Origin of the sequence: Fusobacterium perfoetens, from assembly GCF_021531595.1 — a bacterium.
Classification (GTDB): Bacteria; Fusobacteriota; Fusobacteriia; order Fusobacteriales; family Fusobacteriaceae; genus Fusobacterium_B.
Genome location: NZ_JADYUD010000006.1, coordinates 54,549 through 72,924 on the forward strand (window position 1 = coordinate 54,549; position 18,376 = coordinate 72,924).

General features: G+C 25.5%; 19 protein-coding genes. 18 read left to right on the forward strand and 1 reads right to left on the reverse strand.

Translation table 11 applies throughout. The features are described from left to right. Positions 1–76 precede the first annotated feature (76 nt). The 9 genes from I6E17_RS04755 (at position 77) to I6E17_RS04795 (ending at position 7,825) form a co-directional block, all read left to right on the forward strand. Positions 77–862 carry a tRNA lysidine(34) synthetase gene (locus tag I6E17_RS04755; RefSeq protein ID WP_419180978.1) on the forward strand — a complete coding sequence of 262 codons (786 nt, stop codon included), beginning with the start codon at positions 77–79 and terminating at the stop codon, positions 860–862. Next, positions 859–1,812 carry a tRNA 2-thiocytidine biosynthesis TtcA family protein gene (locus tag I6E17_RS04760; RefSeq protein ID WP_235235892.1) on the forward strand — a complete coding sequence of 318 codons (954 nt, stop codon included), beginning with the start codon at positions 859–861 and terminating at the stop codon, positions 1,810–1,812. The genes I6E17_RS04755 and I6E17_RS04760 overlap by 4 nt, the downstream gene beginning before the upstream one ends. Positions 1,813–1,936: 124 nt before the next feature. Beyond that, positions 1,937–2,155, forward strand: coding sequence for a FeoA domain-containing protein (locus I6E17_RS04765; protein WP_176829423.1), 219 nt, complete (start codon positions 1,937–1,939; stop codon positions 2,153–2,155). Positions 2,156–2,252: 97 nt separating this feature from the next. Beyond that, positions 2,253–2,480, forward strand: coding sequence for a FeoA family protein (locus I6E17_RS04770; protein WP_176829422.1), 228 nt, complete (start codon positions 2,253–2,255; stop codon positions 2,478–2,480). A 41-nt stretch (positions 2,481–2,521) separates the two neighbouring features. Beyond that, positions 2,522–4,708, forward strand: a complete 2,187-nt coding sequence (gene feoB, locus I6E17_RS04775; RefSeq protein WP_235235894.1) for a ferrous iron transport protein B — start codon at positions 2,522–2,524, stop codon at positions 4,706–4,708. Between the two features lie 45 nt (positions 4,709–4,753). Next, entirely contained in the window at positions 4,754–4,906 is a 153-nt protein-coding gene (locus I6E17_RS04780; protein WP_176829420.1) for a FeoB-associated Cys-rich membrane protein, read from the forward strand. Between the two features lie 212 nt (positions 4,907–5,118). Next, positions 5,119–6,321, forward strand: coding sequence for a sodium/glutamate symporter (gene gltS / locus I6E17_RS04785; RefSeq protein WP_235236011.1), 1,203 nt, complete (start codon positions 5,119–5,121; stop codon positions 6,319–6,321). Between the two features lie 19 nt (positions 6,322–6,340). Beyond that, positions 6,341–7,129: a glutamate racemase gene (murI, locus tag I6E17_RS04790; RefSeq protein ID WP_235235896.1), complete on the forward strand. Its 789-nt coding sequence runs from the start codon at positions 6,341–6,343 to the stop codon at positions 7,127–7,129. A 120-nt stretch (positions 7,130–7,249) separates the two neighbouring features. Beyond that, entirely contained in the window at positions 7,250–7,825 is a 576-nt protein-coding gene (locus I6E17_RS04795; protein WP_235235898.1) for a hypothetical protein, read from the forward strand. Between the two features lie 15 nt (positions 7,826–7,840). On the opposite strand, the gene I6E17_RS04800 is transcribed toward I6E17_RS04795, so the two are convergent. Continuing rightward, complete coding sequence (locus tag I6E17_RS04800) at positions 7,841–8,722, reverse strand: YegS/Rv2252/BmrU family lipid kinase (protein ID WP_235235900.1); 882 nt, start codon at positions 8,720–8,722, stop codon at positions 7,841–7,843. Positions 8,723–8,915: 193 nt separating this feature from the next. Here I6E17_RS04800 and I6E17_RS04805 point away from each other — a divergent pair, with 193 nt between their 5' ends. The 9 genes from I6E17_RS04805 to rfbA are packed head-to-tail and all read left to right on the forward strand — an operon-like array spanning position 8,916 to position 18,367. Next, positions 8,916–10,010 carry a glycosyltransferase family 9 protein gene (locus tag I6E17_RS04805; protein WP_235235902.1) on the forward strand — a complete coding sequence of 365 codons (1,095 nt, stop codon included), beginning with the start codon at positions 8,916–8,918 and terminating at the stop codon, positions 10,008–10,010. Next, positions 10,000–10,722 carry a lipopolysaccharide core heptose(II) kinase RfaY gene (locus I6E17_RS04810; RefSeq protein WP_235235904.1) on the forward strand — a complete coding sequence of 241 codons (723 nt, stop codon included), beginning with the start codon at positions 10,000–10,002 and terminating at the stop codon, positions 10,720–10,722. The genes I6E17_RS04805 and I6E17_RS04810 overlap by 11 nt, the downstream gene beginning before the upstream one ends. Continuing rightward, positions 10,719–11,894 (forward strand): glycosyltransferase, encoded by a 1,176-nt coding sequence (locus I6E17_RS04815; RefSeq protein ID WP_235235906.1) that lies wholly within the window; start codon positions 10,719–10,721, stop codon positions 11,892–11,894. The genes I6E17_RS04810 and I6E17_RS04815 overlap by 4 nt, the downstream gene beginning before the upstream one ends. Before the next feature lie 16 nt (positions 11,895–11,910). Next, entirely contained in the window at positions 11,911–12,777 is an 867-nt protein-coding gene (locus I6E17_RS04820) for a glycosyltransferase (RefSeq protein ID WP_235235908.1), read from the forward strand. Between the two features lie 5 nt (positions 12,778–12,782). Continuing rightward, positions 12,783–13,964, forward strand: a complete 1,182-nt coding sequence (locus I6E17_RS04825; protein ID WP_235235910.1) for a glycosyltransferase — start codon at positions 12,783–12,785, stop codon at positions 13,962–13,964. Between the two features lie 2 nt (positions 13,965–13,966). Beyond that, complete coding sequence (locus I6E17_RS09990) at positions 13,967–15,604, forward strand: phosphoethanolamine transferase (RefSeq protein ID WP_235235911.1); 1,638 nt, start codon at positions 13,967–13,969, stop codon at positions 15,602–15,604. Between the two features lie 15 nt (positions 15,605–15,619). Then, positions 15,620–16,813, forward strand: coding sequence for an O-antigen ligase family protein (locus I6E17_RS04835; RefSeq protein WP_235235913.1), 1,194 nt, complete (start codon positions 15,620–15,622; stop codon positions 16,811–16,813). Positions 16,814–16,829: 16 nt separating this feature from the next. Next, positions 16,830–17,480, forward strand: coding sequence for a lipopolysaccharide kinase InaA family protein (locus I6E17_RS09995; protein WP_235235915.1), 651 nt, complete (start codon positions 16,830–16,832; stop codon positions 17,478–17,480). A gap of 14 nt (positions 17,481–17,494) precedes the next feature. Next, positions 17,495–18,367: a glucose-1-phosphate thymidylyltransferase RfbA gene (rfbA, locus tag I6E17_RS04845; RefSeq protein WP_235235917.1), complete on the forward strand. Its 873-nt coding sequence runs from the start codon at positions 17,495–17,497 to the stop codon at positions 18,365–18,367. Positions 18,368–18,376: the final 9 nt, after the last annotated feature.

The following is an 18,376-nucleotide window of genomic DNA, read 5'->3' on the forward strand; positions in this document are numbered from 1 at the left end:
ATTTTAATGGAGGATAAAAATGAGTGAGTGTAAAAATTGTATACATATAGAAGAGAAAAAAGATTTAAATGAAGATATGGTTCTTGATAGTTTAAGAACTTCATATAGAAAGAAAATATGGAGAAAATTTATAAAAGCTGTAAATGATTTTAATCTTATAGAAGATGGAGATAGGATAGCAGTAGGAGTTTCAGGGGGAAAAGACAGTCTTCTTTTGTGTAAACTTTTTCAAGAACTAAAAAGAGATAAAAGTAAAAATTTTGAAGTGGCTTTTATATCTATGAATCCGGGTTTTGAAGCTATAGATATAGAACAGTTTCAGAAAAATTTAGAAATTCTTAATATTCCTTGTGAAATTTTTAATTCAGATGTATGGAGAATAGCTTTTGAACAAGATCCTGATAATCCTTGCTTTTTATGTGCTAAGATGAGAAGAGGAGTACTTTATAAAAAGGTTGAGGAATTAGGATTTAATAAACTTGCACTTGGTCATCATTTTGATGATATAGTTGAAACAGCTCTTATAAATATGTTTTATGCAGGAACGATAAAAACAATGATTCCAAAAGTTCCATCAACAAGTGGAAGACTTGCAGTAATAAGACCTATGGCTTATGTAAAAGAAGCAGATATTATTTCTTTTGTAAAAAGAAATGGGATAAAAGCTATGGGCTGTGGCTGCCCTGTTGAATCAGGAAAAGTTGATTCAAAAAGAAGAGAGATAAAACTTCTTTTAAAAGATTTAGAAGAGAAAAATCCAAATATAAAACAAAGTATATTTAACTCTCTTAAAAATATAAACATTGATTATGTTATGGGGTATACAAAAGGAAATAAGGAAAAACAGGGAGGAAGTTTGTGATAAAAATAAAAAATATAAGAGAACTTCATGGAAAAGAAGAAGAAAATTACAAATTTTCAGTTGTAGAAAGTACAGAAAAAAATATTGTTGTTATTGAAAATAAAAAAGAAAAAATAAATATAGAGATAGAATATAATCCTTTTAATACTATCAGTGTTTTTGAAAAAATAAAAAAATTAACAGAAATAAAAATTGTGACAGAGGAACTTAATGAAAGAGAAATTCTTTCATATATTCAATCAAAGGGATATGATAAAGTTTTATGGAATCCAATAGGAAAAGCTATGCACCAATTTAATATGATAGAAGATGGGGATAAAATAGCAGTAGGAGTTTCAGGAGGAAAAGACAGCCTTGTAACTCTTAATGCTTTTGTAAGAGTAAAAAAAATAGCGAAAATAGATTTTGAAATTATTCCAATCCACATACATCCTAAACAAGATCAGGCAGATTGCTCTGAAATAAAAGAATATTGCAGAAAATTAGGGCTTGAACTTAAAGTTATAGAAACTAATCTTGATGATATGCTTTTTGGTGAAACAAAAGAAAAAAATCCTTGCTTTTTATGTGGAAGAATAAGGAGAGGGATTTTATACAGAGTAATGAAAGAGGAAGGAATAAATAAACTTGCTCTGGGACATCATAAAGATGATATAATAGAAACTTTTCTTATGAATATTTTATATCAAGGAAACAGAAATATTATGAGACCTTCATATATATCAGAGGAACATGGAGTAAAAATAATAAGACCTCTTGCCTATGTTGAGGAAAAAAATATTATAAGTTATGCAAGAAAACTTTCACTTCCTATTATGAAATCAAAATGTCCTTACGAAACAAGTGAGGATTCAAAAAGACTGAAAATAAAAAATATGATAAAGGAATTTTCTTTAGAAAATAATGACATTAGAAGCGTTATAATGAACAGTATAAAGGATTTATTTTAAGTTTCATTGTTTTAATATTCTTTCAACAGAATAAAAAATATTTTTAATATCAAAGTTTTTGCTTGACCGTTAGTATCATTATAGAGTATAATGATTTTGAAAATAAGGTTAAGGAGGAATTGATATGTTAGTTCCATTAGCTTTTGCAGAACAAAACAAATATTTTACAATAAAAAACATAAATGGAAATTCTAAAGATAAAACTGTCTTAGCAGAAAAAGGAATATGTTGTGGTGGGAAAATTTGCCTTATGAGAAATATGAACAATAATTTTGTTGTAAAGACAGGGCAGTGTCAATATATAATAGGTTTCGGATTTGCCAAAGACATTATGGTAGAATAAAAAAATAATTACAGCCGTGAGGCTGTAAATTTTTACGAATTTTACTTTGAAACACTAAATATTTTAAATTTTAAATAGAAGATTATGGGAGGATGTTATGAAACTTAATGAGTTAAAAAGAGGAGAAAAAGCCAAAATTATAAAAATAGGAAAAATTGGTGAGCTAAAAAAAAGGCTTGTAGATATGGGGGTAACAGCTGGTGAAATAATTCTTCTTGAAAGAGACGCACCTCTTGGAGATCCTCAAGAATTCCGTATTAAAGAAAATGGTATTGCCATAAGAAAAGAAGATTCAGCAAATATAGAAATAGAACTTATAAAATAATAGATAAAGGGATTAAATTTTATTACAGGGGGACAAATAAGATGATTAAAATAGCTTTTGCAGGAAATCCTAATGTAGGAAAATCTGCACTTATAAATGCAATAGCTGGTTCTAAACTTAAAGTTGGAAACTGGCCAGGTGTTACAGTTGAAAAGAAAGAGGCACATTTTATACATAATGGAGAAGAAATAACAATGATTGACCTTCCAGGAGTATACAGCCTAAGTCCTTTTTCATTAGAGGAAAAAATTACAAGAGATTTCATAATAAATGAAAATCCTGATGTTGTTATAAATGTAGTGGAATCTACAAATATAGAAAGAAACTTGTATCTTACTATGCTTCTTCAGGAATTAGGGAAGCCTATGATAATGGCTCTTAATTTTTATGATGAGTTTGAAAAATTAAATTATACACTTGATTTAAAAAGACTTAGTGAACTTACAGAAATAGAGATAATAAAAACATCTGCAATAAAGAAAACAGGACTTTCAGAACTTCTTGAAAAAGCCGTTGCTATTGCTAAGAAAGGAGAAAAAAGCAGAGAGTATAAAATAACTTTTGATTCGTTTATAGATGGTCAATATGCTCTGATGAAAGAGGAAGTAAAAAAAGATGAAAAGTTTAAAGATGTATTGAAAAAATATAGTCTTGATTTTGTAACAATAAAAACACTTGAAAAAGACAGTGACTTCCTTGAAAAAATGAAAAAAGAATATGGAATTGACTGTGAGGGATATTTCAGATCTTATACTGAAGAAATTGAAAATAGATATGATGAAGAGATAGAAACAGTTCTTGCAGAAAAAAGATATGGAAAAATAAAAGGAATTATTGCAGATACTTTAAAGACTTCATTGAAATCAAGACTTGATTTTACAGATAAAGTTGATAAAATTTTTCTTAACAGAGTTTTAGGACTGCCTATTTTCTTTGTAATAATAGCAGGTCTTATGACAATCGTATTTAATGGAAGTGCTCCTTTCATTGACTGGATTGATGGATTCGTTGGAGGATTTATAGGAAAATATGCAGGAATACTTATGGAAGGTACTCCTGACTGGCTGAATTCTTTAGTGGTTGATGGAATAATTGGTGGAGTAGGAGGAGTTCTTACATTTGTGCCTCTAATGTTTTTCCTTTATTTCTTCCTTTCAATATTAGAAGAAAGTGGATATATGACAAGAGTTGCTTTTCTTATGGATAAAATTATGAGAAAACTTGGGCTTAATGGAAAAGCATTTGTTCCTATGGTTTTAGGATTTGGTTGTACAGTTCCTGCAATTTATGCAACAAGAACTCTTGAAGATGAAAAATCAAGAAAGCTTACAGCAGCCCTTGCTCCTTTTATGTCATGTGGTGCAAGACTTCCTGTTTACGGATTATTTACAGCTGCATTCTTTGGTGCAAAAGCAGGTCTTGTAGTAGTATCTCTTTATCTTTTTGGAATATTTACAGCAATTCTTTTAGGAATGATTTTAAAAAGATTTGAATATTTTAAAGTTGATAATAAAGCTCTGCTTATAGAACTTCCACCATATAGAATTCCGAGCTTTAAAGTTATTATGAATTCTACTTTAACAAGAACAGGAAGATATCTAAAAAAAGCAACAAGTATTATTCTTGGTATTTTGATTCTTCTTTGGGGACTTACTTATTTCCCTAATCATGGAGATGCAGAAAAATCATATATGGCAAGTGTTGGAAGAGTAATAGCTCCTGTTTTAAAGCCTACAGGATTTGCTGATAGATGGGAGACAGTTGCAGCTATTGTTCCAAGTATTGCTGCTAAAGAAGTTGTAGTAGGATTTATGGCACAGGTTCTTGAACTTCCTGAAGAAGAAGGAGAAGAGGCAGAAGTAACCTTTAGTGAAGATTTAAAAGAACAAGTTTCAGCTCTTGGTGGTGCAGTAAAAGATTCAGTTTCAGGAATAATAAGTTTTGATGTAAGTTCTCTTTTTGCAGCACCTGATGCAGAAGAAATAGAGGAAGAAGGAAGAGGAGTGGTAGAAGCAACTGCTGGATTATGGGCTGGAGATCCTTTAGCTCCTTTAAGAGCATACTCATTCATGGTATTTATTCTTCTTGTTGTTCCTTGTGCAGTTACTTTAGGAGCAATTAAACAAGAATTTGGAAAAGAATATTTGTTTAAGCTTATAGGAATCATGCTTATAGTTCCATATATCGCTTCAACTCTTATATTCCAAGTAGGGCGTTTATTCTTTTAAGTGATTATTTTAAATATTTAATTTTTTAGAAAGAAGGCGAAAAATATGAAAACAATAATAATTATTGCAGTGCTTGCAGTAGCAGTATTCTATTCTTTCAGAAGTATTGTGAGACATTTTAAGGGAGAAGATGGGTGCTGTGGAGGATGTGCAGCTTCAAAAAATGGAACTGGATGTCACTGTGGGCATAAAAAATAAAAAAATTATCTAAATAATATATAAAATATATGTAAAAAAGTTCAAACATTAAAAAAAGTGCTTGAACTTTTTTTTTTAGTATTATATAATGGCTGAGTAATTGAAATAATTTATAAAAAAATATAAAAATATATAAATAATAAATTATTTAAAAGATTATTGTTTTTACTAAAATATTTTACAAAGGAGAATATGAAATTATGAATACTGAAATTTTTAAATATACTTTTGGAATGCCTGAAACTCTTGCAACAGCAGTTGTCCTTCTTCTTTTAGGAAGATGGATTAAAGAAAAAGTGGCAGTTTTGAAGAGATTTTTTATTCCAGCCCCTGTTGTAGGAGGACTTATCTTTTCTGTTTTTACACTTATAGGTTATGAATATAATCTATTTCAGCTTTCATTTGACAGTCAGCTTAAATCTCTTTTAATGCTTGCATTTTTTACTACAATAGGATTTGCAGCAAGTATAAAAATGCTTTTAAAAGGTGGCCTTCAAGTAATGGTATTCCTTGTAGTTTCAATTATTCTTATCATTTTTCAAAATGTTGTGGGAATAACTTTATGTGGAGTTCTTGGAATAAATAAACTTTTAGGACTTGCAGCAGGTTCAATCGCTCTTACAGGAGGACATGGAACAGCAGCAGCTTTTGGCCCAGAACTTGTTAAGGCTGGAGCAGAAGCAGGTATATCTGTTTCAGTTGCAGCAGCAACATTTGGTCTCGTTGCAGGATGTATGATAGGAGGTCCTATTGCTAAAAGACTTATGAATAAAAATAACTTAAAAGCTACTTCTGAAGGGGAAAATACAGAAATTGTTGAGGGAAAACTTACAAAAGATGAAAAAAATATAGATGAGAACTTGTTATTTAATGCATTAATGTATATAATAATTAGTATGGGTATCGGAAGTTTCATTATTCTTGGATTTAAGAAGCTTGGAATGGTTTTTCCTGCTTATCTTGGTCCTATGATAGTTGCTTCAGTTATAAGAAATTTTATGGATAAAAAAGGAAAATCACTTCCTCTTCATTGCATAAATATAATAGGTTCTATATCACTTCAGCTTTTCCTTGGAATAGCACTTATGACTATGCAGCTTTGGGAACTTGCAAATCTTGCAGTGCCTCTTATTTCTATACTTTTAGTTCAGACAGCAATAATGGCTCTTTATGCTTATTTTGTAACATTTAGAATTATGGGAAAAGATTATGATGCTGCAGTTATAGCAACTGGTCATTGTGGATTTGGAATGGGAGCAAGTCCTAATGCAATAGCAAATATGGAAACTTTTACAAAAGCTAATGGATATTCTCCTAAAGCATTTTTCGTTGTACCTATAGTAGGGGCTATGTTTATAGACTTTGTCAATGCTCCTATAATAACATTCTTTATTGAGGTGTTAAAAACAAAATAAATAAAAATGGTGATACAGTATGGATAGAAGGTGTAATATAGGTATATTTGACTCAGGTATAGGAGGAGTCAGTGTTTTAAAAAAAATAATAAAATTACTTCCAAATGAAAATATAATGTATTTTGGAGATACTAAGAATGTTCCTTATGGAGGAAGAACAAAGGAAGAAATTCAAAATTTAAGCAGAAGAATAGTTGAATTTTTAATTTTAAATAATTGTAAGGCTATTGTTATTGCATGTAATACAGCAACAATAGCTACTTTGGAAATGCTTAAAACACAATGCAGCATACCTGTTGTAGGAATAATAGATGCTGGAGTTGAAGCAGTTTCTTCAAATGGATATGATGAAATATCTGTTCTTGGAACTCCTTTTACAATAGAGAGTGGTGAACATTTAAAAAAAATAAAGAAAAAAAATAAAAAAATGAAAATAAATACAGTTGCTTGTGAAGAATTATGCCCAATGATAGAAGAGGGATGGGAAAAATTTGGAAAAAGATATGAAGTTTTAGGTGAATATATGTCACATATTCCTAAAAGTTCAGAGGCTCTTCTTTTAGCATGTACACATTACCCATTTATAATTGAAGATATACAAAAAAGATTTGAAGGCAAGGTAATTGATCCTAGTGAAGAATGTGCAAGAGAACTTTTCAGGGTTCTGAAAAAAGAAGATATTCTTAATAATGATAAAAATAAAGGAAGAATAGAATTTTATGTGACAGGAGATAAAGAGAGTTTTAAAGTAAAAGCTGAAAAATTTCTTGGAACAGAAATCAAAGATATTTATAAAGTGAATATTTAGAAGAATGGAAAAGGAGATTGTTTAAAAAACAACTCTTTTTTTATTGTAAAAATGAAAAAGATGTGTTATAAAATATTAGGGTTTAAAAATGGGTTAATACTTTAAGATGATGGTGGTAAAATGGAAAAGGTAATAGTTAGTCATAAAAGGACAAAAGTTGTTTATGATGAGGATAAAAAAATATATACTAAATATTTTTATCCAAAATTAAATAAAAGAATAAAATATTTTTTTAAATTTAGAAAATATCCAGGAGATAATTATAATTATATTACAAATGTTTTAAATACAGTAGGGATAAGGACAGCAGAAATTTTATTTTATGATAAATATAGTGTTACTACAAGAGAAGTTAAGGGAAGAAGTCTTTTTGAAGAGTTAATGGATTCAAATAAAGCTGAAGGAAAAATACTGATAGAAAAGTATACAGAAATTGTTTCTAAAATAATAGGATTAGGAATTTATTTTGGGGATTTTAATTTTGGAAATTTTATAGTTTCAGAGAATGAAATCTATGTTATAGATTTAGAAGATTATAGAAAGGATTTTTTTTCAAAATATAGAAAAAAATCTTTGATAAAAAGATTAAAACGCCAACTTTTTGAAAGAACAGAAATATTAGGTAGAATGTCAGAATTTTATGATGGAAAAGAAGTGTTTAAAAAAATAGAAGAGAATGTAAGAGGGAGTAATTAAACTCCCTCTTAATAATTATAGATAGCCTAAAATTTTTAAAGATTTTTTTTCACAAGTTATTTTTAAAGGAGAAACAGGACCAGGTTCTCCATCAATATCAGTTGTATAATTATTTTCAATGTTTATTTCTAATTTATCTGTTTTAAAATGTATAATTCCTTTTGGATATTCAAGATTTTTCTTTAAAATAAACTGTGAAACAAAAGTAAGCTTTTCTAAAATATTTTCTCCATCTACAATAATTACATCAAGCATACCGTCATCTACTAGAGAATCGTGAGCTATTTCAAATCCTCCTGCAGTTCTTCCATTGAAAACAAAGAAAAGTATGGAAGAACCAGAGAAATCTCCGTGTTCTGAAGTAACAGAAAGATTTAATTTTTTGAAATTAGGAAGTTCTTTTAATCCTGTAAAATAATAAGCAAGTTTACCAAAAGTATTTTTTTGGTTTGTTGGAGTTTTTTGCGAAACATCTGTAAAAAGTCCACAGCTGAAAATATTTATAAAATATTTATCATTTACTTTTCCTAAATCAATAAATTTTGGAGAGCTTTTTAAAATCATATCAACAGACTGTCTTATGCTATGAGGCATACCTATTACATGAGCGAAGTCATTAGCTGTTCCTGCTGGAAGAACAGCAACAGGAATATCAATATTTTTATTTTTTATTATATTGATAACTTGATTTACAGTACCATCTCCTCCAGATACAAGAATATGATCGTATGAATCATCAATATCTGTAAAAGCATTTTCTAAATTAATATTATAGCTTATACGGAAAGGAACGATTATAAAATTATGTCTTTGATAGGCATTTATAATATAATCAAGATATTTTAAAATTTCCCGTTCTCCAGAAAAAGGATTATATATAAATTTTACTTTTTTCATAAAATTTCTCCTTATTATATAAATATGATTTATAAAAATAATATTAATTATAGCATAAATTAAATAAGAATTATGAAAAAAAGATAAAAAATAAATTACAAGAAAAATTTTAAAGAAAATTCTTAAGAAAAGTATTAAAAAAAAGATATATTTGTTATAATATTAAGAAGAAAAAAATTACAGGAGCAAATGAATGATAAGGAAAATTAATAGAATATTTCAAGACTATATGAGAGAAAAGCGTTTAAAGATAGGAAAGAATATTTGGGATAGAAAAAATAAAGAAAAAATTATAGAAGATAATAATTTTATAGAAGATAATAATATAAAATCTATTCTTTTTTTAAGATACGATGGGAAAATAGGAGATATGGTAATAAATACTATAATGTTCCGTGAAATAAAAAAAAGTTATCCTGAAATAAAGATAGGTGTTGTCACAAGAGGGGGAGCTAAAGATATTATATCTAATAATAAAAATGTAGATAAAATATACGAATATAATAAAAAAACAAGTGAAGTAAAAAAACTTGCTAGGGAAATAGCTTTAGAAAAATATGATTTATTAATAGACTTTTCTGAAATGTTAAGAGTAAATCAAATGATGTTTATAAATATGTGTAAAGCAAAAATAAATATAGGAATAAATAAAAAAGATTGGAATCTTTTTGAAGTCTCTTTAAAATCGATAGATTATCATTATCATATTTCAAATTTATATTTAGAAATTTTAAAATTTTTAGGAATAAAGAATATAGTAAGAAAATATGACTTATTTCCAACAAATTATATGATAGAAAAATTAAATTTGAAGAATAAAAAATATGTTGTATTTAATCCATATGCAGCAAGTAAACATAGAAGTTTTAATTTAGAAAATATGATAAAAATTTCAGAAATTATTTTAGAAAAAAATTTTGATAAATTAATTTTAATAGGAACAAAAAATCATTTAAGTGAATTAGAAAGAATAAAAAAAAGATTTGGCGATAAAATAATAATACCTGAAACAGAAAATATTTTAGAAGTAGTTGAACTAATAAGTAAAGCTAATTTGGTAGTAACACCAGATACATCAATTGTACATATAGCAGCAACATTTGAAAGAAAGATGCTTTGTATTTATAGAAGAGAAATAGGTAAAGAAGATAAAAATTCAATTTTATGGGGTCCAAATTATGATCAAGCAAGAGTAATATATGTAGATGAAAAAGTTAAAAATGGAGAAGAAATAGATATAAATAAAATAAAAATAGAAAAATTAAAGGAAAAAATAGATGAAATATAAAGCAGAAAAATATAAAGGATATAAATTATATTATTTAGAAGATAAGTTTTCAAATATAGGGAAAAAAATTATAGATAAAGAATATACAGAGTGTGAAATTTTAAAAAATACAAAAAGAAATTTTGTTGAAATTATTAGTGTTAATAATATAAGATTTGTCTTAAAAGAAAATAAAAATGAGCACATAATACCGCAAAGGAAATTAATGACATTGTTTAAGAAGGGAGAAGCATTAACAACTCTTATCAATCTTAATGAATTAATAGAAAATTATAAAATAAAAGAATATGTAAAACCATTTCTTGTAATCAATAAAAGAAAGTATGGATTTATAACTTATTCAGCTCTTATTATGGAAAATATAGATGGTAGGATAGATAGAGACTATTTAGATAAAATGGTGTCTTTAATGAAAAAAGTTCATTCTTTTAAAATTTATCATGGAGATTTTAATCCTGGAAATTTTTTAATAGAAAATGAAAAAATAAGAATAATAGATACTCAAGGTAAAAAAATGAAATTTTTTAACTACAGGGCACATTATGATATGCTTACAATGAAAATGGATTCATATCAAGAAATGAAATATCCATATAAAAAAGATGTAATGTATTATTTTGTACTGGGTATAAAAAAATTTAAAAAACTAAAATTTATAGAAAAAATAAAAGCTAAGAAAAAAAAATTAAGAGAAAAAGGTTGGAAAATATGAGTAAAAAAACAAAAGTTTTATTTTATAATGGAAGTCTTAGAATGGGAGGAATAGAAAGAGTTTTAACCGAGGTCCTTAGAAATATAGATAGCAAAAAAATAGATATAGATTTGATAATAGAAGATGGCATAAGGAGCCTGAATATATTTGAAAAAGATATTCCACAAGATATAAAAATATATTATTTAAAATCTGAAGAAGTAATAAAAAAAACAGATTTTTATAGACAAAGAAGAAAAAATATTTTTTATAAAATAATTTATAATTTAATGATGAATTATGAAGGGTATTTAAAAAAGAAAAATCTAAAAACAATAGTAAAAAATAATAAATATGATGTGGTTATAGATTTTGATATGGGACTTTCTAAGTATATTGATTTGATAGAAAGTAATAAAAAAATAGCATGGGTTCATTCTTCAATAGAAAATTGGTATCAAAAAAAATCTAGAGTAAAGAGATTAGGAGAAAGGTTAAAAAAATACGATAAAATAGTAACAATATGTGATGAAATGAGAAAGAGTACAATAAAACTTTATCCATTTTTAGAGAAAAAAATATTAAGAATATATAATCCTTTTTCTTTTGAAAAAATAATATCAGAATCCGTAAAAAATGTGGATAAAGATAAAGAAGAGTTTTTTAAAGAAGATTTTATAGTTAGTGTTATGAGATTAACAGAAAGTTCAAAAGATTTTGAAACCTTAATAAAAGCATGGAAAGAATTAGAAAAAGTAAATTTTAAAACAAAACTTTATATTTTAGGAGAAGGTCCAGCTAGAAAAAAAATAGAAGAAAAAATAAAATTTTATAACCAAGAAAATAGAGTAATATTATTAGGAAATATAGCTAATCCATACCCATGGATAAGAAAAGCAAAAATGCTGATTCATAGTTCTAAATACGAAGGATTTGGACTAGTTTTAGTAGAAGGACTAATCTTAAATAAAATAGTGATTTCAAGTAATTGTCCAGTTGGTCCAAAAGAAATTTTAGAAAATGGAGAAATAGGATATCTTTATAATGTAGGTGATTATGAAGAAATAAAAGAAATAGTATTAAAATGTACTGAAAATCCTGAAGTTAATACAGATTTAATACAAGATAGAATAGGAAAATACAATATAAAAAATGTAATAAAAGAGTATGAAAAATTAATTTTAGAAGATTAAAAAGTTAGGAGAAAGAATGGAAAAAATAAGTGTTATAGTACCTGTATATAATAGATTAGAGCATTTGAGAAGTTTGATTATTTGTCTAATAAACCAAGAAATACAGCCATATGAATTAATAATATCTGATGACGGCTCTTCACAGGATGTAATGGATTTTATAAAAGATTTAATACCTAAAATAAAATTTAAAGTAAAGTATGTAAGACAATCAGATTTGGGATTTAGAAAGACAAGAGCTTTAAACAATGGAGTAAAACATTCTGAAGGTGAAATACTTGTTTTTTGCGATCAAGATTTAATTTTTCCACCTGATTATTTAAAAGTAATAAAGGAAAATATTAATAAAAAGATTTTTTTAATGTCTAGACCTATTTCAGTTACTCAAGAAGAAAAAAATAAAATACTAGAGGACTTAAATTTTGGAAAAAATTATAGTGAATTGTTAAAATATTTACCTAAACAATATAGTGATATAGAAAGATGGATTTTGAGAAAAGACTTTTTTAGGCGTATTTTAAATAAATTAAAGCTTAATAAAAGAGGGATAAGATTAGTAGGAATGTCTTATGCTCTATACAAAGAAAATTATATTGCTGTAAATGGATATGATGAAAAGTATAGAGGTTGGGGACTTGAAGACGATGATTTTGGAAATAGATTATATGTATATGGAATAAGAGGAAGAGAGATGAAAGCCAGCTTAATCCAAATGCATTTATATCATCCTTTTGACCCAACTAAAAAGCAAAGTGCTAATGAAGAGTACTATTATATGAGGAAAAAAGAAATTTTCAATAAAAAAGATTATTATTGTAAATATGGCTATAATAATTCATACGATAAAGATGGAATATTAAAAAAACAATTATGTGGAGAATGATACATATGAAGAAAATTTTATTTTATACAAGTGGAGTAGGACTTGGTGGAGTAGAAAGAGTTATTTTAGAAATTTTAAAAGCAATTGATAAAAAGAAATTTGATATAAAACTGGGCCTTCAGTATGAAAATGAAAATACTTTTGAAAATGAAATCCCAAAAGAAATAAATTATAAATATATGTTACCTCAAGTTATAATAGACAAAAGCTTATATTATAGATCTAAGAAAAAGAATGTATTTTATAAAGTTTTATATTCTTTTATGCTTAAATATGAGAAATATCTAATAAAAAAAAATTACTTAGAATTTTCAAAAGATAGAGATATAGTTATTGATTTTAAAAGTGGAGATTTTTTGAAATTAATTGAATTAAAAAATGAGGAAAATAAAAAACAAATTTGTTGGTTACATGGAGAGATAACAAAACTAAATAGGTATAAAGAAAGGAAAAATAAATTAAAAAAGCAATTTAAAAATTGTGATAAAATAGTCTGTATTTGCAACGAGATGAAAGAAAATGTAATTAAAGAAATACCAGAAATTGAAGATAAATTAGAAATGATATATAATCCATTTAATATAGAAAAAATAAGAAAACTATCAGAAAATATTTTTGAATTATCTGAAGAAGAAAAAGAATTATTAACAGATAAGTATATTATAATGGTTTCTCGTTTAGAATTGAAAATGAAAGATTTTTTTACTTTATTTAAGGCTTATCAAAAAATATTATTAAATAATAATGATTTAAAATTATATTTATTAGGAGAAGGTCCTGATAGAAAAAAAATAGAGGAAGAAATAAAAAAAATGAATTTAGAGAGTAAGATATTGTTACTTGGAATGAAGAAAAACCCATATCCATGGATAAAAAATGCAAAACTTTTAATTCATAGTTCAAAACACGAAGGTCTTCCAACTGTATTAATAGAAGCGTTGATTTTAAAGAAAATAATAATATCTACAAATTGTCCTACAGGTCCTAAAGAAATACTTAATAATGGAAAATATGGAAGCCTAGTTAATATTGGAGATTACAAAGCAATGGCTGATGAAATATATGATCTTTTAAATAAAAATTCAGAAAAAAGAAATCAATATTTAGAATACATTAATGAAGCAATTCAGAGATTTGATAGTAAAATTATTATTAAGCAAATAGAAAAAGTACTAGAGGAGTTATAAAAGTGAGTTTTTTTGATAAAGATAAGATAAATAGTATTCAAAAATATAGCTATGTATTTTTATGGTCACAACTATTTCCAATTTTAATATATATAATAAATGGATATAAAAATATAGGAAATATAGAAGTTGTAAAGAATTTAAAAGCAGGAATAAGAATTTGTATAATTATGTATTTATTTTTTATTTTGTTGTCATTTATTTCTCCTAAAAAGATATATAAATTTGTGATGACATCTTTAATAATTATCAATGTAACAGCAAATATTTTTGATTTATTTGCATATATAAATTTTGGTACACAAATTAATTCAGATATTTTTTATACAATGCTGGAAACTAATATAAATGAAAGTAAAGAGTTTCTTTTAAACTATTTTAATATGAAATTTCTAATAATAATAGCATATTTAATTTATATTTTATTTATAGCAAAAATAAAATATAAACTGATATCTTTTATAGTAGGAATATTATCTGTAATTATAATTGTTTTTTCTTTTAATTTAGAAGGAAATGACTATACAAGAAAATATGTATTAGCAACTTTAAAATCTAGTTATGTAAAATATCAAAATGATGCAAAAGAATATAAAGAGACTTTAAAAGAATTAAAAAATTTTAATTTAAAAGATCAATTAACGGATTTAAATAAAGAAGAGAGTATATATGTAATGATAATAGGTGAATCTGGTTCTAAGTATCATTCATCTCTTTATGGATATTTTAGAGAAACAAATCCTAATCTTAAAAAATTAAAAGAAAAAAATGAACTTTTTGTTTTTGATGATGTAATTTCTCCACATGGTACTACAAGAGAATCTTTGCAGAAAGTATTAACTTTAAAGGATAGTAAAAATAATTATAAATTTTATGAAAGTCCAAGTATATTGGATTTATTTAAAGAGGCAGGATTTAAGACATATTGGATAAGTAATCAGGAAAGTTATGGATCAATAGGAAATGTAGTGGCAGCTCTTGCAAGTAAAGCGGATTATATAGAATATACAGAAATTTCAGCATTAGATTCAAGGAAATTTAAAAAATATGATGAAGCTCTGCTTCCAATATTTGATAAGATTTTAAAAGAAAAAAATGATAGAAAGTTTATTGTTATTCATTTAATGGGAAATCATATCCAATATAAAGAAAGAGTTCCTGAAAAATTTAAAAAATTTACTGATATGAATAATAACTTTAATGAGTGGCAAAAAAATAAGATTAAAGCAGTAAATGATTATGATAATTCTATTTTATATGTAGATTATATAGTAAGTGAAGTAATTTCAAAAATAAAAAAAGAAAATAAAAAATCATATGTTTTATATTTTTCAGATCATGGAGAAGAAATATATGACAGTAAAGATTTTATGGGACATGGCCAAAATGGAATTAATAAATATATTGTAGAAATTCCTTTTATGCTGTGGATATCAGATAACTATAAAAAGGATATTAATAAAATTAGTCAAGTATCAAAAAGCTTAGATAATAAATATATTACAGAGGATTTACCATATACATTAATAGATTTAAGTTATATACAATGGGAGAATTTTATTCCTGAAAAAAGTATAGTGAATATAGATTTTAAAGAAAAAGAAAGATATCATAACAATATAAAATATGATAAACAATAAGGAGAAAGTAGAACTATGAATAGTATATTGGAAAAGTTTCAAAAATTTTTATTTTTAATATATCCTGCTGTATTAATATTAGATCCAAAATTAGCAAATAATTTTATGGTTTTTGTTTTATTAGTATTGGTTTTAGGAAATATATATATAAATAAGAAAATTGTATTTACATTTTATGAAAAATTTATGTTGGCTTTTGTTGTAGCAATATTAATTAGTATAGTATTTAAAAACACAACTACAAGCAGTGGAATAGTTATGATAAAAAGACATCTTAGATGGCTTATTTTACCAACTCTTTTAGGACAATTAAAAATAAAAAAAGAAGATATAAAATGCATGTTTCTTTCAACCTTTTTTGGAATATTAGGTTATACTTACAGAATTATTGATGAAATGATAAATTTAAAAAATCCTGAGCTTTCATGGTTGGAGTTTTTTAAATCTTCTTTACCGTGGAACTATAGATATTTATCAGAATATAGTATACCTCAATCAGCTTTAATTTTAGGTGTTACTTCTATTGTATTATATTATGTTATTTGTATAAATGATGAAAAAAAATATAAATTATTTTTATTACTAGAATTATTACTTTCTGGAGTAGTTCTTTTAAGTGTTCAGTCTAGAGGAATGACATTAACTTTATTTATTTTAGTAATATTTTTAGGAGTAATAAGAAAAGAAAAAATAATAAGAATAGTTTCAAGCTTAATTATAGTTTTTTCTATTATAGGTGGGATTTATTTTTCAAATTCACATTATGTTCAAAGGTATGAAAATCTAGGAAAAGATTCAAGTTCTTTAGCAAGAGTAGAGGTATACAAAGAAGCTTTTAGATTATTTGAAAAAAATAAATTAAATGGGATTGGTTTAGATGGCTTTGTTAAATTACAAGATACTAGAGATTATAAATATAATGAAAAATATAGACATCCACATAATATGGCATTAAAATTATTAGCTGAAACTGGAGTAATAGGATTTATAAGTTATTATTTATTTGTAGGAAGTATTCTTATAAATTTATGGAAAAGGTATAAAAAAAATAAATATTTTTTAATTGGACTTTTAACTCTTTTAACTTTAGTATTATATGAAAATATAGAGACAATGTTTATTACTGTTATAGCGTTACCATATGTTTTCTTTATAATTGGAATAAGTTTAAATCAAATATATAGAGAAAAAAAAGGAGAAATTATATAATTTAGGGAGAAAAATAGTGAATAAAGAAAAAGTATTTTTAGAATATTTTAATAAGGAAAAATTAAATAGTGAAGAATGTTTTAAAAATTATAAAGATAGAAAAGTTATTTTTAAAAAAGAAATAGATAGAAAAATTTATTTTATAAAAAAGTATGTACCTTATGGTAAAAGAGAAAAAGCTATAGCTTTTGGATTACAAAGAGATAGAGCAAAACATTATGAATATATTTCTAAAAAATTAGATAAAATAGGAATTCAACATGTTCATTCTGTATATTCAAAAATAAAGAGATACTCTTTTTTTAAAAGAGCTTCAATACTTGTTACAGAATATGGTGGAGAAGAATTGGCAAAGTATTCTAAAAATTATATGGAACATATTGAGCTTTTTAAAAAATTTTTTGATATTTATATAAAACTTGCAAAAAATGGAATTTATTGTACAGATTATAATTTAGGTGGAATTTTAATTAATAATAAAGGAGAATTAACACTAATAGATTTAGATGCTTATAAGACAAAGATAATTTTAACTAAGCAATATAAAAGAAAATTAATAACTTTATTGAGAAAAATGTATACTCATTCTAATGAAACTCAGGAATTTGAAGAATTTTGTAAAAGTGAAATAGAGAGAGTTATAAAAGAATTAAATTGGAAAATTTAAAGAAAGGAAAAGATATGAAAGGAATAATACTTGCAGGAGGAAGTGGAACAAGGCTTCATCCATTGACAATAAGTGTGTCAAAACAAATATTACCAATATATGATAAACCAATGATATATTATCCTTTATCAGTTTTAATGTTGGCAGGAATAAGAGATATATTAATTATTTCTACTCCAAGAGATATTAACTGTTTTAAAGAACTATTTGGTAACGGAGATAAGATAGGACTAAAAATATCATATGCAGTGCAAGAAAGACCAAATGGTTTAGCAGAAGCATTTTTAATAGGAGAAGAGTTTATTAGTAATGATTCTTGTGCTTTGGTACTTGGGGATAATATTTTCTTTGGACAAGGATTTTCTCCAATAGTAAAAAAAGCTACAGAGATAGAAAAAGGAGCAGAAATATTTGGTTATCTTGTAAAAGATCCAAGAGAATATGGAGTAGTAGAATTTGACGAAGATTTAAATGTATTATCTTTGGAAGAAAAACCAGAAAAACCAAAATCAAAATTTGCTGTGCCAGGATTATATTTTTATGATAATACAGTTGTAGAAAAAGCTAAAAAAATAAAGCCAAGTAAAAGAGGAGAATTAGAAATTACAGATTTAAATAAAATGTATCTTAAAGAAAAAAATCTTAAGGTCAATCTTCTGGGAAGAGGTTTTGCATGGCTTGATACAGGTACACATAAAAATTTATTACAAGCTTCAAATTTTATTGAGACTATACAGGAAAGACAAGGAAATTATGTTGCTTGTATAGAGGAAATAGCATATAAAAATGGATGGATTACAAGGGAACAATTAAAAGAATTAGCAAAACCACTTTTAAAAACAGAATATGGAAAATATTTAGAGGAATTATCTAATGAAGAAATTTAAAAAATGAGG